General features: G+C 70.3%; 19 protein-coding genes. 7 read left to right on the top strand and 12 right to left on the bottom strand.

The features are described 5' to 3' along the window. Positions 1-9: 9 nt before the first annotated feature. Positions 10-279 carry a hypothetical protein gene (locus PPSIR1_RS16890; protein ID WP_006972314.1) on the top strand — a complete coding sequence of 90 codons (270 nt, stop codon included), beginning with the start codon at positions 10-12 and terminating at the stop codon, positions 277-279. Positions 280-418: 139 nt separating this feature from the next. Here the strand turns inward: PPSIR1_RS16890 and PPSIR1_RS16885 are convergent, their stop codons facing one another. Beyond that, positions 419-2,632, bottom strand: coding sequence for a hypothetical protein (locus PPSIR1_RS16885; RefSeq protein ID WP_157595642.1), 2,214 nt, complete (start codon positions 2,630-2,632; stop codon positions 419-421). Between the two features lie 319 nt (positions 2,633-2,951). On the opposite strand from PPSIR1_RS16885, the gene PPSIR1_RS16880 reads away from it, so the two are divergent. The 4 genes from PPSIR1_RS16880 (at position 2,952) to PPSIR1_RS16860 (ending at position 10,103) form a co-directional block, all read left to right on the top strand. Then, positions 2,952-4,844 (top strand): phospho-sugar mutase, encoded by a 1,893-nt coding sequence (locus PPSIR1_RS16880; RefSeq protein WP_006972312.1) that lies wholly within the window; start codon positions 2,952-2,954, stop codon positions 4,842-4,844. A 227-nt stretch (positions 4,845-5,071) separates the two neighbouring features. Then, positions 5,072-6,103 carry a carboxypeptidase-like regulatory domain-containing protein gene (locus PPSIR1_RS16875; RefSeq protein WP_006972311.1) on the top strand — a complete coding sequence of 344 codons (1,032 nt, stop codon included), beginning with the start codon at positions 5,072-5,074 and terminating at the stop codon, positions 6,101-6,103. 291 nt (positions 6,104-6,394) lie between these two features. After that, positions 6,395-9,493, top strand: coding sequence for a serine/threonine-protein kinase (locus PPSIR1_RS42985; protein ID WP_157595641.1), 3,099 nt, complete (start codon positions 6,395-6,397; stop codon positions 9,491-9,493). Positions 9,494-9,548: 55 nt separating this feature from the next. Continuing rightward, on the top strand, positions 9,549-10,103 hold the full coding sequence (locus PPSIR1_RS16860; RefSeq protein ID WP_006972309.1) for a hypothetical protein: 555 nt from the start codon (positions 9,549-9,551) through the stop codon (positions 10,101-10,103). Positions 10,104-10,188: 85 nt separating this feature from the next. Here the strand turns inward: PPSIR1_RS16860 and PPSIR1_RS16855 are convergent, their stop codons facing one another. The 11 genes from PPSIR1_RS16855 to PPSIR1_RS16805 all read right to left on the bottom strand — a co-directional run bounded on the left by PPSIR1_RS16855 (position 10,189) and on the right by PPSIR1_RS16805 (position 19,187). Next, a complete protein-coding gene (locus PPSIR1_RS16855; protein WP_006972308.1) occupies positions 10,189-10,482 on the bottom strand; it encodes a hypothetical protein in 294 nt (97 codons plus the stop codon). 149 nt (positions 10,483-10,631) lie between these two features. Continuing rightward, positions 10,632-12,512, bottom strand: a complete 1,881-nt coding sequence (locus tag PPSIR1_RS16850; protein ID WP_006972307.1) for a Na(+)/H(+) antiporter subunit D — start codon at positions 12,510-12,512, stop codon at positions 10,632-10,634. Further along, positions 12,509-12,835, bottom strand: coding sequence for a hypothetical protein (locus tag PPSIR1_RS16845; RefSeq protein WP_006972306.1), 327 nt, complete (start codon positions 12,833-12,835; stop codon positions 12,509-12,511). Before PPSIR1_RS16845 ends, PPSIR1_RS16850 begins: the two co-directional genes overlap by 4 nt. Then, on the bottom strand, positions 12,832-14,433 hold the full coding sequence (locus PPSIR1_RS16840) for a monovalent cation/H+ antiporter subunit D family protein (RefSeq protein WP_006972305.1): 1,602 nt from the start codon (positions 14,431-14,433) through the stop codon (positions 12,832-12,834). The genes PPSIR1_RS16845 and PPSIR1_RS16840 overlap by 4 nt, the downstream gene beginning before the upstream one ends. Then, a complete protein-coding gene (locus PPSIR1_RS16835) occupies positions 14,433-15,971 on the bottom strand; it encodes a monovalent cation/H+ antiporter subunit D family protein (protein WP_006972304.1) in 1,539 nt (512 codons plus the stop codon). Before PPSIR1_RS16835 ends, PPSIR1_RS16840 begins: the two co-directional genes overlap by 1 nt. Before the next feature lie 7 nt (positions 15,972-15,978). Beyond that, entirely contained in the window at positions 15,979-16,368 is a 390-nt protein-coding gene (locus PPSIR1_RS16830; RefSeq protein ID WP_006972303.1) for a cation:proton antiporter subunit C, read from the bottom strand. Continuing rightward, positions 16,369-16,926 (bottom strand): Na(+)/H(+) antiporter subunit B, encoded by a 558-nt coding sequence (locus PPSIR1_RS16825; protein ID WP_006972302.1) that lies wholly within the window; start codon positions 16,924-16,926, stop codon positions 16,369-16,371. Continuing rightward, complete coding sequence (mbhE, locus tag PPSIR1_RS16820) at positions 16,926-17,615, bottom strand: hydrogen gas-evolving membrane-bound hydrogenase subunit E (protein ID WP_006972301.1); 690 nt, start codon at positions 17,613-17,615, stop codon at positions 16,926-16,928. Before mbhE ends, PPSIR1_RS16825 begins: the two co-directional genes overlap by 1 nt. Beyond that, positions 17,612-18,217, bottom strand: a complete 606-nt coding sequence (mnhG, locus tag PPSIR1_RS49365; RefSeq protein ID WP_006972300.1) for a monovalent cation/H(+) antiporter subunit G — start codon at positions 18,215-18,217, stop codon at positions 17,612-17,614. Before mnhG ends, mbhE begins: the two co-directional genes overlap by 4 nt. Next, positions 18,217-18,570, bottom strand: a complete 354-nt coding sequence (locus tag PPSIR1_RS49360) for an MrpF/PhaF family protein (RefSeq protein WP_006972299.1) — start codon at positions 18,568-18,570, stop codon at positions 18,217-18,219. The genes mnhG and PPSIR1_RS49360 overlap by 1 nt, the downstream gene beginning before the upstream one ends. After that, positions 18,567-19,187 (bottom strand): Na+/H+ antiporter subunit E, encoded by a 621-nt coding sequence (locus PPSIR1_RS16805; protein ID WP_086001411.1) that lies wholly within the window; start codon positions 19,185-19,187, stop codon positions 18,567-18,569. The genes PPSIR1_RS49360 and PPSIR1_RS16805 overlap by 4 nt, the downstream gene beginning before the upstream one ends. Positions 19,188-19,271: 84 nt before the next feature. Here PPSIR1_RS16805 and PPSIR1_RS16800 point away from each other — a divergent pair, with 84 nt between their 5' ends. Together PPSIR1_RS16800 and sppA are read left to right on the top strand one after the other, a co-directional pair. Beyond that, on the top strand, positions 19,272-22,106 hold the full coding sequence (locus PPSIR1_RS16800; protein ID WP_006972297.1) for an endonuclease MutS2: 2,835 nt from the start codon (positions 19,272-19,274) through the stop codon (positions 22,104-22,106). A 20-nt stretch (positions 22,107-22,126) separates the two neighbouring features. Then, positions 22,127-24,781 carry a signal peptide peptidase SppA gene (gene sppA / locus PPSIR1_RS16795; RefSeq protein ID WP_006972296.1) on the top strand — a complete coding sequence of 885 codons (2,655 nt, stop codon included), beginning with the start codon at positions 22,127-22,129 and terminating at the stop codon, positions 24,779-24,781. The last annotated feature ends 60 nt before the right edge of the window (positions 24,782-24,841 follow it).

The following is a 24,841-nucleotide window of genomic DNA, read 5'->3' as shown; positions in this document are numbered from 1 at the left end:
CAAGTCGCCATGGCCATGTACGTGTCGATCCACGCCACCACCCACCCCGTCGAGAAGGCCGGCTTCCTCAACCTCGAGTGCGACGGCTTCTCGGTCGAGCGTCGGCGGCTGAGCGCCCGTGAGCAGCGCTGGATCCACCACGGCCCCGACATGACCATCGAGCTCATCGACATTCCCCAGTCCGAGCTCGAGCCGGGCTCCGACGTCGTGGCCGAGCTCCCGATGCAAGCCAGCGAGGCCCCCGAGGGTCTGGTCGAGCTGCGCTTTTGCTGCGCTTGATCGCAGCTCTCGCTCGACCAGAGAAGAGGGGCGCGCACGGCAGTGCGACGCCCCTCTCGCGTCGAGGGCCAGCTCGACAACCAAAGAAAGAGGGGCGCGCACGGTCGTGCGACGCCCCTCTCGCCGTTGAGGCTCTGGCTCAGTGGAGCAGGCGGCGACCGGGCATGCCGTAGTCGTCGTCGTCCTCGTCGTCGTCCTCGTCGGGCGCGACCATCACCTCGACCTCGTCCTTGCGCCGCATCAGCGCGGTCAGGACCAGGGCCAGGCCGATGGCCCAGCACAGGATCAGGAAGGCCGTCCAGTAGGGCGAGACGTCGGCGTTGGCCAGCAGCGGCATGGCGGCGCCGTTGGTCACGGCGACGTGCTGGACCTCGAGGCCGTAGGTGCCCACGACCGCGAGCAGCTGCATGATGACCGCCGCGCCGCCCACGAAGGCGACCCGCATCTTGCCCTCGCGCCGGCGAGAGGCCCACAAAAGGGCGGCCACGCCGGTCTCGGCGACGAGCAGCATCTGGGCGAGGGTCGCCCACATCAGCTCGGCGTTGTCCGAGCCCAGGCCCGCGCCGCGCATGATCAGGCCGTAGGTCAGGCCCACGAGCATCGCGGCGGTGACCACGAAGCCCTGGAAGCGCATGAAGGCCAGGCGCGCCTCGACGTAGTCGGCCACCGCGCGAGCGCGGGCAGGGCGGCGCAAGCTGGCGACGAGCAGCCAGGCGAGCACCGGCAGGAGGAACACGCTCGACAGGAAGGTCAGCAGGTTGAGCGCGTTGAAGTCCTGGGTGTCGTGGTGCCCCGTCATGTCGAGCAGGGTCAGGGCGCTGCAGCCGATGCTGCCCAGGGCCAGGAGGACGCCCTCCTGGGGCCGGAACAGCGGGGCCCAGCCTTGCTCCACGCGGCGCCGCCACGAGCCCAGGCAAGCCAGGCCGAGGCCGACCTGCAGGGCGACGGAGTAGGCGAGCATGGTCTTGGTCAGCTCGCCGCTGAGCTCGAGGCCGAGGCCGTGGATGTCGCCGAAGCGGGTCACGGTGGCGACGAGCGCGGGCACGGGGCCGAGCAGCAGGCCGGTGTCGGCGACGTTGAGGGCCGCGAGCGCCGAGCCGAGCAGGCCCGGGATGACGATGCCGACGCCGACGAGGCCGCCGACGATCATCGCGTTGACCCGCTGACCCAGGGCGTCGCCCAGGCCGATGGCGGTCAGCACGGTGGCCGCGGTCAGCACCCCGAGCAGGCCCAGGGGCAGCAGCAGGTCACAGGCGTGACCCGACATGGCGAGCAGCAAGGTGCCCGTGCCCAGCAGCGAGCCGCCGAGGATGAGCGCGAACACGTTGGGGCCGATGGCCATGGCCAGGGCCAGGTCGCCAGCCCGCATGCCGGTCATGCGCAGCACCGGGAGGGTGCCGGCCTCGCGCTCGCGGGCCGTGGCGGTCGCGGTCACGATGGGCGCGACGACCAGGAACACGATGCACGCGACGACGAAGAGCAGCGTGCCGGTGAGCTCGTAGCGCTGCTCGTCGGTGATCGGCGAACGGTAGCGCTCGGTGGGCTTGTGCCGGGGCTCCCAGCGGGGCGAGTCCCAGCCGCCCTCCCAGGTCTTGTTGGCCGAGAGCAAGGCCGAGGAGAACTCGGCGGGGTAGGCCTCGGCGAGGTTGAAGGCCGAGCGGCTCATGTCCTCGGCGCGGCCGTCCCGGAACCAGTTCTGAGCCTCGGTGCTCATCTGGAAGTGCTCGGCCCGGACGCGGACGTCGAGCATGGCCGAGCGGCGGTCGATGAACACGTCGGAGACCTGGGGATCATCGGCGGCGTCGCGGCTGCGCTGCGAGGCGATGAGGCCCTGGTAGCGGCTCAGCTCCCGGCGCACCTCGGCGATGCCGCCGAGCACGGAGTCGTTCATGTCCTCGAGGTCGCGGACGCCGGACGGGCTCCAGGTCGCGAGCTCGTGCAGGTCGCCGTAGCCCCGGCCGTCCACGTAGTAGTAGAGCTCCGGGAGGGGCGAGAGCTCGGGCAGGGTGAGCAGCTCGGTGAGCTTGGGGTCCCCGCCGGCGACCTTTTGGTTGACGTAGTTGAAGTTCTGCCGCGCGAGCAGGGCCTCGGCCTCGGTCAGGTTGTCGAGGGTCGCGTCGATGCGCAGGTCCAGCTCTTGAAGGACGGCGGCCCGGATGCGCAGATCCTGGCTCCACTGGCGATCGACCTCGGCCTGGGCGCGGTCGTCGTAGGCGCAGTCCGGCGTGTCGTCGTCGTCGGAGCAGATGGCCTTCTCGTGCTCGAGGCCCAGCTGGACGCGGACGGCCTGAGCGGCGGAGGAGTCGAGGTGTGTAAAGGCCGCGATACCAAACCAGGAAAGGCCGGCGATCACGACAGCGGCGATGGCTGCGGAGATCAACCGGCCCCGGAGGTCACGGCGGACGAAGGGTCGGAGGCGACGCCAGAGGGTGCGCATGGTGGAGGCGCTGGCGTTGCCGCGAGGAAGGCTCTCGTTCACGGGATCTGCCCTTTCTGACCGTGGGGTGCGGCCGGCCGGGTGACGGCGGGTTGGTGCGAGGACGAGCGAGGGGCTCGGGTCGCACGTGAGGACGCGCTGGTTCTACGAGTGTTCCACAAAATATGGACGCACGCCGGTGCTTTGTGGGCCTCGATGGTCGGCCAACGCCCCGCCTCCAGGTAAGATTTCAGTCGTGTCGGACCAAGCGGAGGGTCAAAACTCGTCTCAGTCGCTCATCGAGGCGCTGCCCGATCTCGCCATCGATGGTGGGATCCGAGACGCCATCGCGCGCTGGTTGACCGAGCCCAGCTACGCCGACGTGCGCGCGCAGTTGGAGGAGACGGTCGCGCAGGCCCTAGGCCGAGCAGGCGAAGAGGCGCGCGGCGTAGCGAGCGCCGAGCTCGAGGACGCCTTCTCGGGGCCTTTGCCCATTGGTACAGGTGGCCGCCGAGGCCCCTGCGGCGCGGGCCCCAATCGGGTCAACGCGGCGCTCATGCGCGAGACTGCTCGGGGGCTGGCGGTCGCCATGGGCGATCCGGCTTGGGGCAGCGACTCCCGGAAGGTCGCGGTGGTCTACGACACCCGCGAGAGCAGCCGGCGCTTCGCCCTCGTCGTCGCCGCGGCGCTGCAGGCCGAGGGGCTGGCGGTGACCCTCGTCGACGCGCCCCGGCCGACCCCGCAGCTGTCCTACCTGGCGCGGGTCTGGGGCTGCGGCGCGGGCGTCGTGATCTCGGCCAGCCACAACCCGCCGACGGACAACGGCATCAAGATCTACGGCCCCGACGGCGCCCAGGTCCTGGGCCAGCGCGACGCCAAGCTGATGACCGCGATCGTGGCTGCGGGTGAGGACCCGAGCGCGCTGCCGGCCATCGACCTCGACGCGCTGCTCGGCGGAGCGCTGCCCGAGGGCGTCGAGCGCATCGCCGGGGACGATCTGGAGACGCGCGCCGACGGCCCCTACCACGGCTACGTCCTCGCCCAGGGCGTGGGCCCGGCGTCCCTCGGCGACAGCGGCCTGAAGGTCGTCTACTCGGCCTTCCACGGCGTCGGGCAGTCTTCGGTGGTGCCGGTGCTGCGCGCCCGGGGCATCGAGGCGATCGGCGTGGCCTCGCAGCTCCCCGACGAGGGTCGCTTCGAGACCCTGCGCAGCGCCAACCCGGAGCAGCCCAAGGCCTTCGAGGAGGCGCTGAAGGTCGCCCGGGAGCACGGGGCGGATCTCGTCCTGGCGACCGATCCCGACGCCGATCGTGTCGGCGCCATGGTCCGCGACGCCGCCGGCGAGTACCGCTTCATCGACGGCAACCGCCTCGGCGTGTTGATGCTCGACCACCTGCTGGGGGGCCTGTCCAAGGCCAGCGCGGCCGAGCTCGGCGACGGTCGGGTGCTGACGACGCTGGTGACCTCGCCCCTCGTCGCGCGCCTGGCTCGGGCCAGCGAGGTCGAGGCCGTCGACGATCTACTCGTCGGCTTCAAGCACCACGCGGGCGCCCAGGCCGAGGCCGACGCGCGGCCGCTGGTGTTCGCTTGCGAGGAGAGCCACGGCTACCTGCGCGGCAACGAGATCCGCGACAAGGACGGGGCGATCGCGGCCCTGTTGCTGACCGAGTGCGCGGCCGCGGACAAGGCCGCGGGCCGGACGCTGTTCGAGCACCTCGCCGCGATCTGGGCCGAGCACGGCTACCACAAAGAGAAGACCGCCAACCTCTACGCCCACGGGATGGCCGGGCGTCGGGCGATCGCGGCGGTCATGGATCGCCTCCGCGCCGAGCCGCCGACGGCCTTCGCCGGGCTCGAGGTCCGCTCGGCCGTCGATCGCAGCGCGCCCCGAGACGCGGGCTCGACCACCCGCGACCTGCCGGGCAACGTGCTCGTCTACGAACTCGAGGGGGAGGGCCGGCGCTGTCGCCTGGTGTTCCGGCCGAGCGGCACCGAGCCCAAGATCAAGGTCTACGCCCTGGCCGCTGGACGCCCTGGCTTGGATGAGGCCGAGGTCGCGGCGCAGGAGCAGACGGCGGTCGACGCCTTGATCGAGTCGGTGCTCGCGGACGCGGCGGGCTTCGCAGAGTCCGTCATGGCGGCGCTGTGAGCCGAGGGCAGGGGCGCCCGAGTTGGCTGCCCTGGTTCGTCGGGGCGCTGGCCCTCGCGGGGGTGTTGATCGGGCTCGCGCTTCGCCCCGAGGAGCGGCGAGTCGAAGCCATGGACAGCGTTCCAGGCCAAAGGGGCTCGGTCTCGGGGCAGCGCCCCGCGAGCCCGTCGAAGGGGGCGGGGCGAGCTGCTCCCGACGCGGAGTCGCCCCGGGCGATCGCAGGCCAGGTGCTCGATGGCGACGGGGCTCCCCTGGGCACTGGCGCCCTCGACATCGTCTGCGTCGACGGCGAGACGAGCCGCGTCTCTCTCGACGAGGACGGCCGCTTCCTCGGGCCCGAGTGCTCGGCCAGCGCGTGCTTGCGCCTGCTCCATCCCCGCGTCGCCCAGCCGCAGGCGTGGGAGGTCGAGGCCGGCGGTTGGACGGGGCAGTGGCGCGGAGCCTGGGCGCCTCGGCTGGACGCGCGGGTGCTCGACGAACACGGCGTGCCCATCGCGGCGGCGCAGGCCTTGGTCCGCGTCGAGCCCGGCGATGGGCTGCTCCGCGCGGGGACCGACGCCGACGGTCACTTCTCCCTCGCCGTGGCGGCGCCGAGCCCCTGCGATCGCTGCATGGCGACCTGCCCCGAGCGCGATCCCGAGGGCGTGATGCACCTTTTGGTCCAGAGCCCAGGCCACGCCCCCTTCAGCCAGGAGCTTCGGCCTTCCGAGCTCGGCGGCGAGGCGCGAGAGATCGTCCTCGGGCCGCCGGCGGATCCCCTGCGTGGCCGGGTCGTCGACGCGGACGGACGCGCCTTCGCGGCCCGCACCCGAGTCCTGGCGCTGGGGGTCGATCGCGCCCTCGAGACTCACGCCGCTCGGGTCGAGGAAGATGGCTCATTCTCCATGTCTTCCCTGGGGGAGGGGCTCTACGAGCTTCGCGCCGTTCGTGACGGCATCGAGCTGGCGACGGCCCGCGGCCGCGGCGGCGAGGAGCTGGTGTTGAGCTCCGAGCGGGTCGCGTCCATCGAGCGCGTGGAGCTGGAGATCCTCGACCCCGAAGGCTCGCCCTGCGTCGGCGTGCGCATCGACGGGGGACCCTTCGCAGGGGCGCGCAGCGACGCGCGGGGTCGCGTGGTGGGCCTGGGGGTGGTGCCCGAGACCTACACGCTGCGCTTGAGCGGGCAGGAGGGGCAGGGCGGGGGCGCCGTCGAGTTGGACCTATCGGATCCAGAGGGCTCTGGAGCGGTCAAGGCTGACCTCGAGTGGCGCTGCCGCTGAGTCGTGGACGTGGGGCAGGGAGGGCGTGGCGTCGTCCACGACCCTACCGAGAAGAGCCGGATTGGGGCAGGGCGCCAGGCCCGAGCGCGGATCTTGCGGACGGAGATCGGCCTCGATCCCGAAATCGCTCACGTTGACTGGTCTGTGGGGCCGGCACAAAGACTGCACGGCGCGCGGCCTGAGCGTTGGTACCATGCCTCCGTGGCCTCCTCCGCCGAGCCTCGGGATGCGCAAGCCGGAAGTGCCGGCGCGTTTCCACAGGTATTCGGGAAGTATGTGCTGCTGCGACCGATGGCTCGCGGTGGCATGGGCGAGCTCTTCCTCGCGGCCGCCGGCGAGACCGGCGGCTTCGAGAAATTGTGCGTGGTCAAGAAGGTGCTGACCGAGCTCGAGGACGACGGCGTTCGCCGCCGCTTCCTCGACGAGGCCAAGGTCGTCGTTCGCCTCAACCACGCCAACCTCGTCCAGGTCTTCGACGCCGGCCGTGTCCGCGAGGAGCACTACCTCGCGATGGAGCTCGTCGAGGGCAAGGACCTGCGCGCGGTGTGGAACCGCTGCGCCCAGCTCCGCCGACGCATCCCCGTCGACTTCGCGATCTACGTCATCCGCGATCTATGCCGCGGCCTGGACTACGTTCACGACGCGATGAGTCTGGACCTGGTCCACCGCGACATCTCGCCGCCGAACATCATGGTCAGCTACCACGGGCAGACCAAGATCACCGACTTCGGCCTGGCGAGCCACGCGATCAAGCGCGAGCTGACCAACCCGGGCGTGGTGTTCGGGCGCTACAGCTACCTGTCTCCGGAGCAGGCTCGGGGCCTGCCGGCCGACCGCCGCACGGACATCTACGCCACGGGCATCGTGCTGTGGGAGATGCTGACCGGCCGCCAGCTGTTCCCCGCCGAGCGCCACGCCGCGGTCGGAGCGGCCGCGCTGCGAGAGCTCCGCAACCCCAAGATCCGCGCGCCCTCGGAGCTCGTCCCCGGGATCCCCGACGGCCTCGACGGGGTCGTGCTCCAGGCCCTCGCCGTCGAGCGAGAGGAGCGCTTCCAGACCGCGGGCGAGTTCAAGCGCGCGCTCTCGGAGGTGCTCAACCTCCGCTACTCGAGCAGCGACGTCGACAGCGTCGCGGCGTTCATGCGCGACATCTTCGCCCGCGAGTTCAAGCTCGAGGCCCAGGACTACGCAAGCTACACCCGCGAGGACTTCTCGCCGATCCGCGCCCAGGCCCAGCTGAGCCCCTCGGAGTCCATGAGCATCAGCGACGCCATCGAGCTCGACGCGGCGGCGGCTCGGGTCGCCCGGGAGCGCTCCGACGCCCTGGCGGCGGCCGCAGGGCAGATCGGTGAGCGGGCCCATCCCTCGGGCAAGCTCGAGCTCGAAGACGAGATCGACGGCCGCGGGCGGACCGACAGCGGGCGGGCGTGGAACGGCGGGCCCTCGGCCAAGGAGCTCGCCGCCGCGGCGCGCGAGCGCGTCGGCCAGGTCGTCAACGATCGCTACCGCATCGATCGCCTCCTGGGCGTCGGCGGCATGGGGGCGGTCTACGCCGTCACCCACCAGGATCTCGGCAAGACCTACGCCCTCAAGGTCTTGCACGAGATCTTCAGCCGCGACCCCGAGCTCATCGAGCGCTTCAAGCGAGAGGCCCGGGCGGCGACGCAGACCGGCCACCCGAACATCATCGACGTCATCGACATCGGCACCGTCGAGGCCAGCGGCGACGTGTTCTTCGTCATGGAGCTCCTCGACGGCACGGACCTGGGCCGGGTCATTCGTCAGACCGGGCCCATGGCGATCCGCCGGACCGTGCACATCGCCCGGCAGATCTGCCGGGCCCTGAGCGCGGCCCACGAGGCCGGCATCATCCACCGCGACCTCAAGTCCGAGAACGTGGTGCTCTCGGTCAAGGGCGGCGACCCGGACTTCGTCAAGGTGCTCGACTTCGGCATCTGCAAGCAGGTCGACGGCTCGAGCACCTCGCAGACCACCCCGGGCATGGTCATGGGCTCGCCGGACTACATGGCGCCGGAGCAGGCCGCGGGCGTGCCGGCCAACGTCAAGTCCGACATCTACGCCCTCGGCACCATCTTGTTCGAGATGCTCACGGGCACCTTGCCCTTCGTCGGGCGCAACGCCATCGACGTGCTCATGCGCAAGGGCGCAGGGCCGGCGCCGGCGGTCAACGAGATGCGCCCCGACGTCCCCGCGACCCTCGCCGAGGTCGTCGCGCGCTGCTTGTCCCGGGACCTCGACGAGCGCCCCGAGTCGATGACCGCCGTCGAGTACGAGCTGACCCGGGCCCTCGAAGGGCGGGCCTCGGCCGTGGCCGCGGTCATGGGCTTGAACCTCGAGGGCGAGGGCAGCGAGGTGAGCGGGAGCGCGGACAGCCTGCGCTTCGAGTCGAGCGAGAATTCGAATTCGCTGTCCGAGATGCTCTCGCGCTCCTCGGACAACCACCCCGGCTCCGCGACGGGCGGGCCGGCGTCCTCGCGCGAGTCGATCATCACCGTCCACGACCAGGCCGCGGCGCGCTCGCTCGCGGCCGAGTCCGCGGTCGAGCCCAAGGCGGGCTGGCTCAAGCCCGCGATGTGGGTGGGCATCGGCGCGGTCGTGGTCTTGCTGCTCGTCGTGCTGATCCGGCCGGAGCTCATCCCGGGCCTCGGAGACGAGGCGCGCGGCGAGGACGGCGTCGAGACCACAGCCGGCGAGGACGCGGTGCCCGGAGAGGGCGACGGCCCGGCCCCGGCCGAGGTCGACAGCGGCGCGGAGCCGGAGCCCCCGGCCGAGGATGACGACGAGGGCGAGACCGCTGGTGGAGACACGGGCTCTGCGCGGGCGCCCGTCGACAACTCGCCCGAGGCCATCGTCTCCCGGGCGGAGCAGGCTCTGGAAGAAGAGCACTGGCGCGAGCCCGCCGAGGGCAGCCTGGCCATCGAGCTCGCCAACCTCGTCATCGCCGAGCCGGGCAACGAGGCCATCGGTCGCCTGCGCCGGGGGGCGGAGAAGATCCTCGGCCCGCAGGCGCGCAAGGCCGCGAAGGCCAAGGAGTGGGAGACGGCCGTCTCGGACTACCGCGACCTGCTGGCGATCTGGCCCGACCACGAGAGCTCCCGGGAGAACTTCCTCGAGGCGCTGCGCGCCCTGGCCCGAGACCAGCGCAGGTCCAAGGACTACGAGGCCATGCTCGCCACCGCCGACGAGCTGCTGGTCTACGAGCCCAAGATGTTCGCCGCCCTCAAGTACCGCGCCGACGCCCTCGCCGGGCTCGAGCGCTGGGAAGAGGCCGCGCCGGCCTACCGCCAGGCGATGCGCATTCGGCCGTCGAGCAAGGACGCCAAGAAGGGCTACTGGCGCGCGCGCAGCAAGCTCAAGAACGAGGATTAGCGCCTCGGGGACAGCGCGCTACCGGCCGGGGTGTCGCAGAGTGTAATTTGAGCGCGTGCGTGGCTCTCGTGTCGTTGTCAGCGCTCTCCTGCTCGGCTCTCTCGCTTGCGACTCCGGGGCCGAAGATGCCAAGCAAGCCGAGGCGAAGCCCGAGCCGGTCAAGCCCGAAGCAGTCGAGCCGGACGCGGCCAAGGGCCCCCCGCCCGGGGAGCTGCCCGCCTACGTCGAGCCGAGCCAGGACACCATCGAGCCGTGGCTGACCCGCCCGGGGACGGCCGCGGCCGTGCTCGCCCACGTGGAGTTCATGGACCAGGACTCCTGCACCCTGCCCGAGACGGTGACCAAGGAGCAGTACGTCGAGGACATGCTGCGCGCGATGACGAAGACCATCGACCAGGTCTGGGTGGAGTTCGAGATCGGCGAGGGGGAGACGCTGTACCAGTACGGCAAGTACGGCCAGAACATCGCGGAGGTCGAGGGGCGCTACGCCGAGGCGAACCCGGACTGGAAGGGCCGGGCGATGTGCTTCGACTCGGAGCCCTTCGGCGAGGCGTTGACGGCGGCCTGGGACGACACCCACGGCAAGCCTCCGTGGGCCGAGGGCGAGTGAACGCAAAAAAGCCGCCCGGCACCTCCACCATGGCGTGTGGAGATTCCGGGCGGCCGCTGCCAGTCGCCTCGACGAAGGATGTGCCTCAGATGTCCATGGACAGGGTGATGAGCTCAGGCACGAACTGGGGTCGGATGGTGATGAAGCTTTCGTGGGCCACGCCCCGCCGGCTGGCGATGTGCACGCCGTTGGGGTTGAGGTTCTCGCCGACGACGTCGTCGTCACCGAAGATGAACTCGCGGCCTCCCTCGTTGTTCTCGATGACCGTGGCCCCCTCGTCGTTGTCGTAGGAGGTGGTGGTGGCTTCGGGAGCGGCCGCGAAGGCCGTGGTGGGGAGCAGGAGCAGGGCGGCGCACAGGGGGAGCAAGGTCTTGGTCATGTGTGGTCCTCCAGACTCTTGGGTGCAACGGGCCCGATCGCGGCTCGATCTGGCCTGACCACGACAAATTTGACCGAGCCCCGCGGCGTGATCGGAGCTGGATCACATCGCGGGGCTCGCGGGGCCTCAGCGGCCCAAGCATGGAGGGCTCAGAACAGATTGAGGATCAGCAGGACGAACAAGATGATCGTCAGCAGCAAGACCGTGCGACCCACGCCCCAGGGCCGGTAGGTGCGCTCCTCACCCGCAGCCGCCGTGCCGGCGCCGAAGTTCTCGGCCGCGGCCTTGGGCACCCCGCTGATCAGCCCGGTGTGGAAGGGCTCCATGGCCAGGAGGATCGGGTAGAGGATCCAGCGCCACAGCAGTAGGGCCCCGCGGCGGTAGAACCAGTCCGCGTCGAGGGTGATGGTCAGGGTCCGCTTGAGCATGTTCAGCAGCAGGAAGAAGGCCAGCCCGGCGAAGAGCAGCAGCTGCAGCTGATTGATGACGTGCGCGTAGTTGTAGGCGTGATAGTGCTCGACGCCCGCGTTGCCCGGGTTGAAGGGCAGGATGTCGTAGAGCGGCCCGGGCCCGGGGGGCAGGCCGATCACGACGCAGGCGAGGGCGAACAGGATCATCGCCGCCTGCATGTTCCACGGCGGGTCCTTGAAGCCGCGCTCGTCCTTCTCGGGGGCGGGCTTTTGGAAGAACACGAACCACGGGAACTTGATGCCGGCGTGGAGGAACACGCCGGCCGAGGCGGCCACGAGCACGAACCAGGCGATGCTCGGGTTGAGGCCGCCGAGGGTCGCCCACGCGCCCTCGCCGTCGCTGCCGTAGACGATCGGGGCCCAGTCGCTCACGTGCGCCGCGGCGTCGGTGATCATCGACTTGGTCGTGAAGCCCGAGGTCAGCGGCACGGCCGAGATGGCCAGGGCGCCGATGATGCCGCACCACATGGTCACGGGCATGGCCTTGTAGAGGCCGCCCAGGTCGGTGCACTTGCGCTTGCCGGTCACGTAGAGCACGGAGCCGGCGGACATCAGCAGCAGGGCCTTGTAGATGATGTGGGCGAAGGCGTGGGCGGTCGCGCCGTTGATCGCCAGGGCCGAGCCCACGCCCACGGCGCAGACCATGAAGCCGACCTGGTTGACGATCGAGTAGGCGAGGATTCGCCGCATGTCGTTCTCGAGGATGGCGTAGACGATGCCGTAGACCGCCATCAGCGCGCCGACCCACACCAGCAGGTTGCAGCCCGCGAACAAGATGATCAGCACGTAGACCGAGGTCTTGGTGGTGAACGCCGACAGGAACACCGTGCCGGAGGCCGAGGCCTCGGGGTAGGCGTCGGGCAGCCACGAGCCAAAGGGCGGGGCGCCAGCGTTGATCAGGATGCCGATCAGGATCAGCCAGGCGGCGGGGCTGTCGAGCTGGGGCAGGGCCCAGGGCTGGCCGTCGGCGCCGATCATCGCCACCGGCTCGGTCATCGACGCGCCGATCTGCATGTGCGGGATGGCGATGGAGCCCGTGTCGACGACGTGCAGGGCGATGCCGGCCATCATGATCGCGCCGCCCACGAGGTGGACGTTGACGTAGCGCTGACCCGCCTTGCGGGCCGCGTCGCCCCAGGGCTCGTTGAAGGCCGACCAGATCACCAGGGTCGAGCCGATGGCCATGACCTCCCAAAACAGGAACAAGGTGATCAGGTCGCCGGCGAAGGTCACCCCGACCGCGCTGCCGGCGTAGAGCATCGCCCCAGCTAGCTCGACCTTGCGGTCCTGGTTGTAGGCGAACAGCGCCCCGGCGAAGGCCATGGTCGCGAAGATGGTGGCGAAGGCCTTGGTCGGCAGGTTGAACTGCGCGACGATCAGCCGGTAGTCGAGCCACTCGAAGCCCAGGCGCAGGTCCTCGGGGAACAGCCAGATGCACGCCAGGGTCATCAGCGGCGCGAGCAGCGAGATCGGCTTGTAGAGCTTGTTGGGCGACGCCGCGATGACCAGGGCGCCGATCAGCATGTAGGTCGCGGGCGGGACGGTGAGCAGCGGGTTCACTGGTCGCCCTCCTTCTCGAGGGGCCGCAGCTTGGCGTCTCGGATCGGGTCCAAGGGCGAGCTGTCGTAGTAGGTGTCGGGTCGCATCAGCACGGCGCCGATGACCTTCTTGCTGATCACGACCATGGCCACGCAGGTCAGGAAGCCGTAGACGACGTAGAACTCGAACCACCCGTCGACGCCGAAGTGGGGCTCGTGGTGGGGGTCGGGCTCGAGCACGTGGACGGCCTCGAGCGCCTTGGGGTCGAGGAGCACGAGCAGGCCGAGGACGGCGTAAAAGCCGATCCACAGCTTGCGAATGGTCTGGGGATCTTCGAGCTTCATTTCGGCATCGCCTCCGCGAGCATGTCGGCGTAGCCAGCGAAGAGGTTGGGGTAGAAGAACAGGACCACCGTGGCCGCGGCCGTGCAGGTCAGGGCGAGGACGATGGGCCAGGGCGCTTCCCCGTGGTCGTGGTGATCGTCGTGGCCGTCACCATGATCGTCGTGGCCGTCACCATGATCGTCGTGGTGCTCGGGTTCGGGCGGCGCCTTGAAGAAGGCCCGGTAGACGATGGGCAGGAAGTAGGCCGCGTTGAGCAGGGTCGAGGTGCACAGCACCGCGATGGCGAACTTGCTCTCGGCCGTCCACGCCCCGCGCATCAGGTACCACTTGGAGATGAAGCCGCCCGTGGGCGGCAGGCCGATCATCGACAGGGTGCCGATGGTGAACGCGCCCATGGTCCACGGCATCTTGCGCCCGATGCCGTCGAGCTCGCTGATCTTGGTCTTGTGCGCGGCGGTGTAGATGGAGCCCGCCGCGAAGAACAAGGTGATCTTGCCGAAGGCGTGGGCCGCGATGTGCATCGCGCCGGCGGCCGCAGAGATCGGGTAGAGCAGGGCGGCGCCGAGGGTGATGTAGGACAGCTGCGAGATCGTCGAGTAGGCCAGCCGCCGCTTGAGGTTGTCCTGGAACAGGGCGATGAAGCTGGCGATGACGATGCTGCCGCCGGCCACGTAGACGAGCCAGCCGCCCTGGCCGTAGAGCCGCAGCTGGTCGACCCCGATGATATAGACCGAGATCTTGAGCACCGAGAACACGCCGGCCTTGACCACGGCGACGGCGTGGAGCAGGGCCGAGACGGGCGTCGGCGCGACCATGGCCGCGGGCAGCCAGCGGTGCGAGGGCATCAGCGCCGCCTTGCCGACGCCGTAGATGTACATGGCGAAGATGATCCCGAACAGCGCCGGGGTCAGCACGCCGTCCGCCAGCGGCTGGGCGAACACTCCGCCCTGGGTGAAGTCCAGGGTCCCGCAGTAGACGTAGGTGGCGACCATCGCCGGGAGCATCAGGCACACGCTCGTGCCCATGAGGATGCCCAGGTAGGTCCGGCCCGAGCGCAGGGCCTCCTTGGTGCCCTTGTGGGTGACCAGGGGGAAGGTCGCCAGGCTCAGCGCCTCGTAGAAGATGAACAGCGTGAACATGTTCGCCGAGAAGGCGATGCCCATGACGCTGGCGATGGACAGGGCGAAGCAGACGTAAAAGCGCGTCTGGTTCTTCTCGTCGTTCCCCCGCATGTAGCCGATCGAGTAGATCGAGTTGAGGATCCACAGCGAGCTGGCGATCAGCGCGTAGATCATGCCCAGGGGCTCGAGGTGGAAGGCCAGGGGCATGCCCGGGACCACGTCGACGAAGAGCTCGGCCTCGGGGGTGGCCTGGAGGAAGTTGGTCAGGTTGATGACCACCCAAAACAAGGCGGCGGCCGTGATCAGGGTCGTCGCCTCGCGCAGGTTCGGCCACTTGCCGGCCATGGCGATGAGGAAGGCGCCGACCAGGGGCACGGCGACGGCCACGGTCGGGCTCAGGTCGAGCTGCCAGGTCGGCAGGCCGGCCGCCATCAGGGAGCCGAGCAGGTCGAACACGGTGGTGAGCAGCAGGTCCATCACATGCCTCCCGCGAGCAGCAGGCGCGCAGCCGCGGCCGCGCTATCGGCGGTCCAGCTGGCGTTGACGCCGAAGAACACGCTCGCGCCGATCAGGATCCACATCGGGATCAGCATCGACAGCGGGGCCTCTTCGACCTCCTTGTCCGGGTCTACCGGTTCGTGGAACCAGATCATCTCGATCAGGCGCCACACGTAGATGAGCGCGAGCACGCCGCCGAGCAAGACCACGAAGGCGAGGTACCAGTAGCCCTCTTGCATGGTGCCGACGACCAGGTACCACTTGGACACGAAGCCTGCGGTCAGCGGCACGCCGATGAGCCCGCAGCCGCCCACGGTGAAGGCCGCGGCGGTCAGCGGCATGCGCTTGCCAATGCCCTTGATGTCATCGACGGAGGTCCCGCCCATGCGCAGGGCGACGGCGCCGATGGCCATGAACATCCCGCCCTTGATGACCGCGTGGTTGAAGATGTGGATGACCGAGGCGGTCACGCCGTCTTGGTTGGCGAGGCTGAAGCCGAGCACGATGTAGGCGATCTGGCCCACGCTCGAGTAGGCGAGCACGCGCTTGACGTTGACCTGGCGGATGGCGCTGAAGCTCGACACGACGATGCCGGCGCTGGCGCACAGGGCCAGGAAGTGCAGGTCCTCCCCGCTGTCGAACACCCCGCCGCCGTAGATGGTGAACACGAAGCGGAAGGTCATGTAGACGCCGACCTTGGTCGCCGTCGACGCGACCAGGGCCGAGACCGAGGACGGCGCGTAGGTGTAGGCGTTGGGCAGCCACAGGTGCAGGGGGAAGAGCGCCATCTTGAGGCTCAGCCCGACCATCAAGAAGGCGAAGCTGACCATCACCGTCTTGTTGCCCGCGAGCTCGCCGGCCTGGTGCATCTCGACGAGCTTGGCGTGCATGTCGGCCATGTTCAGCGTGCCGGTGAGCATCAGCAGGTAGCCGATGCCGAGCAGGATGAAGGTCGCGCCGATGCTGCCGAGGACCAGGTACTTGAGGCTGGCGACGAGGGCTCGCCGGTCTCGCTCGCCGCCCATGGCGATGAGCGTGTAGACCGTCAGCGAGCTGATCTCGAGCAGGACGTAGATGTTGAAGGTGTCGCCGGTGACCGTGATGCCCAACAGGCCGGCGATGGCCAGCATCCACACCGTATAGAAGAGGTGGTGGCGGTCGATGACGATCTCGTCGATGACGCTGTCCTTGGCGTAGATCGTGGCCAAAAAGGCGATCAGCGCGACGACGAAGATGACGTAGGCGTTGAGCGAGTCGACGGTGTAGCCGATGCCGTACTGCTCGGGCCACGAGCCCAGGCGGTAGGTGATGGCCTCGCCGCCCGTGTGCACGTCGTAGAGGAGCACGGTGGCGCACACGAACACCGCGGCGGTGATCAGCGCGGTCCACAGCCACGCGAAGATGCCGCCGCCGCGGCGGATCAGCGCGGTGAAGGGCGCGAGCAAGCCACCAAAGAGCGGCAGGATGACGACCAGGACCGGGAGGTGCGGCCGGAAGAACTCGGGGAACCAATCCATGTCCAGCTCAGCTCCCGATCTGCGCGCGGTCCCGCTGGTCCATCTCGAGGATCTCGTCCTCCTCGATGGTCCCGTAGCGGCGCTTGATGTTGACGATGATGGCCACGGCCACGGCCAGGGTGCTGACCGACACGACGATGGCCGTCAGCATGAGCACGTGGGGCAGGGGGTTGTCGAAGGGGCCGGTCTTGGCCGCGTCGGTCCAGATCGGCGCCATGCCGGGCTCGCCCTCGTCGGTGCGGACGACGCCCATGGACACGTAGAACAGGAACACGCCGGTCTGGAACAGGCCCAGGGCGATGGCCTGCTTGAGCAGGTTCTTGCGGGCGATGACTCCGTAAAAGCCGATCATGATGATCGCGATCGCCAGCCAGTAGTTGAAGTGACCCAGGGACACCTAGAGCCCCCTTTCTTCGAGACGCACCGTCGCGCGCCGCTCGCTGATCTGAATGTAGATGGTGATCATCACCGAGCACACGGTCAGGCCCACGCCGTACTCGACGAGGCTCATGCCCAGGGCCTCGTTGCCCGAGGCCGTCCCGTTGGTCAGGATGCCGTAGTCGAGGAAGGTGCCGCCGCGCAGCATGCTGACCAGGCCGACGCAGGCGTAGAGCAGGGCGCCCAGGGCCATGCACGAGTCGATGATCTTGGGCGGGATGCGCTTGCGCAGCTCGTCGGAGCCGAACACCAGGCCGTAGAGGATGAAGCCGGCGGCCAGGATGACGCCGCCCTGGAAGCCGCCGCCGGGGCCGAGCTCGCCGTGCAGGATGACGTAGACCCCGAACACCAGGATGAAGGGGATGGCCATCTTGGCGACGACGCGCAGCAGGGTCTGCTGGCTCATCTGCGAGGCCGGGGCCGGGGGCTGGGCGCCGCGCGGCTGGGGGATGGAGGCCGGCCGGGTGGCCGCCGGCTGGAGCGGCGCCCCGGCCTTGTCAGGCTGCTTGGTGCTCATCAGGCCTGGCCCCCCGTGCCCGTCTCCGTGCCCGGATCCGCGTCGGGGTCGCGGTGCTCCGGCGTGGACTTGTGGACCTTCGGGTCCCACTCGCGGAAGCGACGCAGGAGGATGAGCATCGACAGGCCCGCGACGAAGATGACCGTGGTCTCGAACATCGTGTCGTAGCCGCGGTAGGCCGCGAGCAGGCTGGTCACGGTGTTCGGCACGTGGCCGTTGAAGTCGTCGTCGGGGTGGTGCTCGGGGTGCTCGGGCGGAGGGTCGTTGCGCTTGGCCGCCGTCGGGTGCTTGCCCACGTTTTGGTGCAGCAGCTTGGGCACCCGGTTGGTGTGGATGGGCGCGTCCGGGTCGCCAAACTCCGGCATGTCGAGGGTGCCGTAGATGAGCATGGCGCCGGTCAGCATGCAGATCAGCAGGGCCGGGACGTGGACGGGCTTCTCGGGCTTGGCGAAGCGCTTGGTCCGGACCAGGGCGCCGAGCAGCAAGATGGTCGAGATGCCCGCGCCCACGGCCGCCTCGGTGAAGGCGACGTCGAGGGCGTGCATGTTGGTCCACACCAGGGCCATCAACAGGCTGTAGACGCCGGCGAGGATGGTGGCCGAGAACAGGCTGCGGACCTGGATCACGGCGACGGCCGTGGCCGCGACCAGCAGCAACAAGATGATGTCGACGACGAGCACGGGGTTCATTGCGGGTCCTCTTTGTCCTCGGCGTCCGCCGGGTCGTCCGAGCCTTCGGCCTCGGCTGCCGCGTCCGCGTCTGCGTCTGCGTCTGCCGACCCGGACTCGGCGTCCGCCTCGGCCGCCGGCGCGTCGTCGTCGACGTTGAAGATCTGGCCAGTGGCCTCTTGGAGCGGGCCGACGTCGCCAGGCACGACGATCTCGGCGACGGTCGAGCTGCCGGGGTCCGGCGCGCCCTCGTCTCCGTCGATGGGGATGTTGGTGTAGCGGTCCAGGCGGGCCGCCTTGGAGATGGCGTGGGTGGCGGTGGGCGCGGTCAAGAACAACAGCAAGGTCAGCAACACCAGCTTGAGCACGATGTTGGCCAGGCCGATGAGCTGCGCCGTGGGGTCGTGGGCGCCGTCGCCGTGGCTGAACAGGTCCAGGGCCTGCTGCCCGGCGAAGAAGCCCAAGCCGAGCAGGATCAGGCCCTGGGCGAGGGTGTCGGACTTCCCGGCCGGGTGCAGGCGCGAGTAGAAGTCCGGCATGCGGAGCACGCCGACGGAGCCGGTCAGCGCGAACACGCAGCCGACCAGCAGGAAGAAGGAGCCGACGATCTGCAGCGCGCCCATCAGCTCAGCCTCCCGTACTGGATGTACTTGAGGATGGCGACGGTCGCGACGAAGTTGACCAGGGCGTAGACGATGGAGGTGTCCAGGAAGAAGCCCGGGCTGCTCTTGTCGAGGTCGAGGAAGGCGATGCAGGCCACGAGCACGACGGTCTTGGTGCCCATGGCGTTGACCGCCAGGATGCGATCGAAGACCGTCGGGCCCTTGAGGGCGCGGATCAGCAGGAGCATCGCCCCGATCAACAGGACGACGCAGGTGGCGAAGATGACGTAGGAGCCGGGGTTGGGCCCGGTGTAGTGGTGTTCGGCATGGCCGCCGCCGCCCGCGAGCAGCAGCGTGGTGCTGAGGAGATTCACTTGTCGGGGCCTCCCTCGACTCGTTGGACGCGGCGGTGCATCTCACCCTCGAGGAGATCGTCCGCGGCGCCCTTGGTCAACGCGTGGATCAACAAGGTGCCCTCGCCCACGTCCACGGTGACCGTGCCCGGTGTCAGGGTGATGGAGTTCATGTAGGTGGCCAGGCCGTAGGGTGTGCGCAGCTCGTGCGGCACCTCGATCATGTGCGGCTGGATGTCGAGCTTGCCCGGCTTCCACACCCGCTTGAGCACGTCGATGTTGGCGAGCAGGACCTGCCACAGGAGCCACGGGATGTAGACCGCGGTCCGCGGCCAGTACTCCACGGGCATGCCTTCGTCGTCCGCGATGCCCAGCCGCACGCACAGGGCCGTGATCGCCAGGCAGCTGACGGCGCCAGCGCTCATGAGGTACATACTGCTAATTTGCCCGGATAACACCACGTAGAAGGCAAACAGCGACACAAAGAGGAAGAAGGCGTTCTTCAAGGCTCGCTCCTCGGCAGCGGCGCCCAGCCGCCTTCCGACCTGGGGCGCTTGACCCAGGCGCGAAGCATGGTACGCCCGCTGGCATCCCGATCGCCAGGGAAGATTGAGTCCGCCATGGAACGGCCAGCGCATCCTCGACGCCGGAAAAACCGGCGAGCCAGGACCCGCTCGCGCGAGCGTGAGACGTCCCAGTCAACCGTTCAGCGCGATCGCGCGGTGGCGTCGGGGCAGGGCCCCAGGGACCTCGCCAGCCACCTCGCCGAGGGTCGGGGAGACGCTCTGCGCCACCTGGGCTGGCCCCGCCTGCAACGCTTCCTCGCCGCGGAGCTGCACGTCGACGCCGTACGCCAGCGCGTATTTGACGAGATCGAGGCGATGCAGCTGAGCCTCGCGGCGAACGCGGAGCGCGAGGACGAAGACGAGGAGCGCAGCGCAGGGGTGATCGCGGCCCTGGCCCGGCGGCCGTCGATCTTCCCCGAGGCGAACGAGCGCGCGGCCTCGCGGCGGCACGACGAGCTCGACGGCCTCGACGTCGTGTGGCGCTTCGACGAGGGCGACAGCCAGGAGCCCGAAGACGTGGCGTCGTCATCAGGGGTTGACGAGGCGCTCGGGACCCGGGGCGGCGTTCGAGGGGCCCTGCGCGAGCTCGAGGACCTCGACGAGAGCCTGGCCATCGCGCGCACCGGCGCCGCGTTGACGGTGGTCGAGCTCATCGGCGTGACGCAGCTGTGCCTGGCCGTCGCCCGGATCTGCGCGGCGGTCGAGGAGGCCACCGAAGTCGCGGCGGGGGAGGGCCTGAACGCTCGGCAGCGGCGGGGCCTGGAGGCCCTGCGCGCTCTGCTCAACTTGCGCGACACACGGGCGCCCGCGTCGGACGACGAGCCGGGTGAGGTCAGCGACGCGAGCGAGCCCAGCGATGGGGAGCAGCGCGGTCGAGTTGGCGTCGCGCCGCTGCCCGAGCTCGCGGGCCTGCTCGACCGGGCGATCGAGCGGCGGCCCAAGTCCGGCGACGGCGAGCCGCGGATCTCCGGCAAGGCCAGCCCGGCCCTCGCCGAGGCGCGCAAGCAGGTTCGCGCGTGCAAGCAACGCTTGTTGGCCAAGGCCGAGCGCGCCCTGAGAGATCCGCACTTCGCCGAGTGTCTGCGCGACGGCTATTGGACCGAGCGAGACGGCCGCGTGGTGTTCCCCGTGCGCAGCGACGCCCTGGGCAAGATTCGGCGCAGCGGGGCGATCATTCACGGCTCGTCTGGAAGCGGTCATACCTTCTTTGTCGAGCCGGCCCCCCTCGTCGAGGACAACAACGCCCTGCGCGAGGCGGAGCTCGACGCCGCCGAGGAGGAGCGCCGGGTGCTGCGGGAGCTCAGCGCCAAGGTGGCCGAGCACGCCGACGCCCTCGCGGCCATGCAGGCCAGCTGCTTCGCCCTCGATCTCGTCGCCGCCCGCCTGGCCCTGAGCCAGCGCTTCGACGGGGTCCGCCCCGAGCTCGGCGACGCCGTCGAGCTGCGGGCGGCCCGTCACCCGCTGATGCTCTTCGACGGCGTCGAGGTCGTGCCCAACGACCTGGTCATCGCCCGCGGCGAGGGCCTGATCATCAGCGGCCCCAACGCGGGCGGCAAGACCGTCGCGCTCAAGACCCTGGGCCTGTGCGCGCTCATGGCCGCGGCCGGCCTGCGCGTGCCGTGCCGCGGTCGGGCCCGGGTGCCGGTGTTTCGGGCGATCGTCACCGACGTCGGCGACGACCAGTCGATCATCGCCAACCTCTCGACCTTCTCGGCGCACATCCGCCACGTCCAGGAGGCCCTGCGTCAGGCCCGGGCCGACGGCCGCGGGACCCTGGTGCTGCTCGACGAGGTCGCCGTGGGCACGGACCCGGAGCAGGGCGCCGCGCTGGCCGAGTCGATCCTCACCGAGCTCGTCGACGCCGAGGCGACCTTGGTGGTCACCACCCACTACGACCGCCTCAAGCTGCTCGCGTCCCAGGATCCGCGCTTTCACAACGCGGCCGTGGGCTTCGATCTGCAGCGCATGCGCCCGACCTTCCGGCTGAGCCTCGGCGTGCCCGGGAGCTCGAGCGCGATCGCGGTCGCTCGGCGCCTGGGCGTGCCCGAGGTGGTGCTGCGCCGGGCCGAGGACCTGCTCGGCGACGAGGGCCGCCGCGTCGACGAGCTGCTCCGCGACATCGAGGCCGAGCGCGCGGCGCTGGCCCGCACGCGCCAGCGCGTCGAGCGAGACCTGCTGCGCCTCAAGCAGCGCGACCGCGAGGTCCGGGTCCGGGAGCGGCGCGTGCTCGAGGGCGTGCGCAGCCGCAAGGCCGTGGCCTACGCCGCCGCCGCGGACGAGCTGCGCGACCTCGAGCGCGAGCTCAAGCGCCGCCGCAAGGCCCTGCGCCGGGCCGCCCCCGAGCGCGTCGAGGAGCTCCCGACCCGAGGGGAGCTCAGCTCGGACGCGCGGGCCGAGCTCGCCCGTCACCGCGCCGCCGACGAGGCCGAGGCCGAGTCCGACCGCCGCGCCGAGGACCACGTCGACGCGCGCGAGCTGGCCGTCGGTGACAAGGTCCGGGTGCGCTCGATGAAGCAGGTCGGAGAGATCGTCGCGTTGTCGGGCAACCCGCCGCGCAAGGTCACCGTGCAGCTGCCCTTGATGCGGACCACGGTCAAGCCCAAGGACCTGGCGCCGGTCGTCGAGCTGCCCAAGCGCAAGCTCAAGATCCGGGCCAGCGCCCCGGCCCCGGTGTTCGACTTCCGGGCCTCGGTCAGCGCCCAGGCGGCGCGGCACTTCGGCGACGACGCCCAGCCCGTCAAGACCTCCGTCGACAACGTCTTCGACGTCCGGGGCGAGCGCTTCGAGGACGCCCGAGAGCGGGTCGCGGACTACGTCGCCGAGGCCCTCGCCCGAGATCAGGACGTGATCCTCATCCGCCACGGTCACGGCGGCGGAGCCCTGCGCAAGGCCGTCCGCGAGCGCCTGCGGGAGCACCCGAACGTCAAGAAAGTGCGCGCTGGCCTGGTCCAGGAGGGCTCCAACGCGGTCACCGTGGCGTGGCTCGAGTGAAGCGGGCAAGCTAGGGGTCCGTGGCTCGCCTCGCCCAACACGCGCAGTCTCAGTCCAAGCGCAGCAGGGGCGTTGGCCTGCTGGCTGGGCTCGCGCTCTTGGCCGTGCCCGCGGCGGCGCAGGCCGGACCGCTCGGCGAGGCCCGCTCGGTGGTCCGCGAGCCGGACCGGCCCTACACCGTGGTCGCGGGCGAGGCCGACGCGAGCGCGGTGGTCCAAAACTCGGCCAACCTCGCCTACCTCGAGGGCTTCAACGCCGTCATCGACTTCACCGCCAACGTCAACGCGGCCGGTCGCCGGGGCAACGGCGTGGGCGCGTTCTTGGCGGTCCCCTTGCCCTGGGACCTGCTCGCCCTCGGGGTCGGCGGGCAGGTGGTGTGGCGCGAGCAGGACACCGCCGACGACGAGCCGGGCTGCCCCGACTGCGGCTTCGGCAAGCTGAGCGTGGCCGCGGCGGTGCCCTTCGAGCGCTGGGTCCCGGGCCTGTCCGCGGGCTTCACCTACTCGCGGCTGATCTCCAGCGGCAACCTCGTGGCCGCGAACCGCAACCAGTTCGACCTCGGGCTCAGCTACCGGGCGAACCGCTTCGTCACCCTGGCCGCGGTCGGCCGCCACCTCAACGCGGCCCGCGGCGTCGTCCCTTACCTCGACACGGAGCTCGCCCTGCGCCCCACGGGCACGCCCAACTTCGAGCTGGGCCTGGGCGCGCGCCTGGGCTTCGTGGTCTCGCGGCCGGCCGAGCGCGACGCCCCCGTGCAGCCGCGCTTGCGCCTGCTGGTCGGTCGAGGCGGCGTGCGCGTCTACGGCGAGGCCGAGCTCTACAACGACTACCTCGGCGACGGCGTCGCCGACTTCCGCACGGCGGCCCGGGTGTCCGTGGGCCTGCAGGTCGACACCGCCCACGTCGGCCTGGCCGTCGGGCCCAACTTCGCCGTCAACTCCGGGGCCGCGACCCAGCCCCTGCAAGGGGCGAGCGGTCGCCTGCGCCTGTCCCACGAGCGCTACACCCAGGTGCTGCGCACCCGCCCGCGCCAGGTCACCCGGATCTCGCTGGCGGGCAAGTCCGACGACCGCGACCTGGCCGAGGTGGTGTGGACCTTCGACGGCCTCGCCCGCCGCGGCCCGGGGGTCATCCTGCTCGAGGTCGACGGCTCGGACTTTGGCCTGGCCCAGCTCGAGGAGGTCCGCGAGGCCGTGCTGCGCTACCGGGCCCAGGGCGGCAAGGTCGTCGCCTACCTCGAGGGCGCCAGCACCTTCGAGTACTTCCTCGCGGCCAGCTGCGACCGCATCTACGCCCACCCCCAGCAGGGCCTGGAGCTGCGCGGGGTGCTGCGCAACACCTTCTACTTTGGCGAGCTGCTCGGGCGCCTGGGCGTCCGGGCCGAGTTCGTGCGCGTCGCCGAGTACAAGGGCACGCCCGAGCGCGCGTCCCGGGGCGAGCCGAGCGCGCCCGTGGCCCGGGCCAACCGGGCCTACGTCACCGACACCTGGAACCACGTCGTGCGCCTCATCGGCCACTCCCGGGCCCGGGATCCGGCGGTGGTCTCGGAGTGGATCGACCGCGCCGTGTGGACCCCCGAGGACGCCCGGCGCATGGGCCTGATCGAGGGCCTGGCCTGGCCCGAGGAGCTCGACGCGCGCCTCGAGGGCTGGCTCGGTCGAGCCGTGCGCATCGACGCGCCCCCCAAGGCGCCGGTCCGCGAGGGCCACTGGATCGAGCCGGCCCACGTCGCGGTGCTGCACATCGACGGGACCATCGACGACGGCATCTCGCTGCACGTGCCGATCCTCGACATCGACGTGTCCGGGGCGGCGAGCCTGACCAAGACCATCGCGGCGCTGCGCGACGACCCGGACGTGCGCGCCATCGTGGTCCGCGTCGACTCCCCCGGCGGCTCGGTCAAGGGCGCCCAGGACATCGCCCACGCCCTCGACCTGGCCCGGGAGGTCAAGCCCGTGGTCATCTCCATGGGCAACCAGGCGGCCTCCGGGGGCTACTGGGTGGCGACCGCGGGCCAGTACATCTACGCCGACGCGACCACGCTCACCGGCAGCATCGGCATCTTCTATCCCAAGTTCGACTTCAGCGAGTTCCTCGACCGCTACGGCGTGGGCGTCGACAGCGTGGCGATCGGCGACCGGGCGGCGATGCGCTCGATGTGGCTGGCCAACTCCGACGCCGATCGCGAGGCGGCCATGCGCGGCATCCGGGCGAGCTACGACCGCTTCATCGTGCGCGTCGCCGAGGCCCGCGCGATGACCCCCGAGCAGGCCGACGCCGTCGCGCGGGGGCGGGTGTGGAGCGGCGTGCGGGCCCTCGAGGTCGGCCTGGTCGATCGCTACGGAGGCCTCTACGAGGCCGTCGGCCGGGCGGCGGTCATGGGCGAGCTCGCGGACAGCGGCGACGCCCTCGAGATCCGCCACTATCCCGAAGACCCGACCCTCGTCGACCAGATCCGCCGGCTGTGGAACTTCGAGCTCGATCTGCCCCTGGGGCGAGCGGGCGGGGCGCTGAGGGGGCAGGGGCTCGCGGCGATCGATCCGCTCTCGGGCCGGGCGCTGAGCTTCGCCGACCCCTTGCTGCGGACCCTTCGACGCATCCCCGCGAGCTTGTGGTTGAGCGAGGGCCCCGAGGCCATGGCGCTCAGCGATCACAGCATCGAGATCGAAGGATAGTTCTGTTTTGCCCCCACAGCCGCTTGGGACCGGGGGCGCTTCGTCGCTGTCCGCTCCTCC

This window comes from Plesiocystis pacifica SIR-1 (genome assembly GCF_000170895.1).
Taxonomy (GTDB): Bacteria; Myxococcota_A; Polyangia; order Nannocystales; family Nannocystaceae; genus Plesiocystis; species Plesiocystis pacifica.
This window is presented reverse-complemented; position numbering and strand designations above follow the sequence as displayed.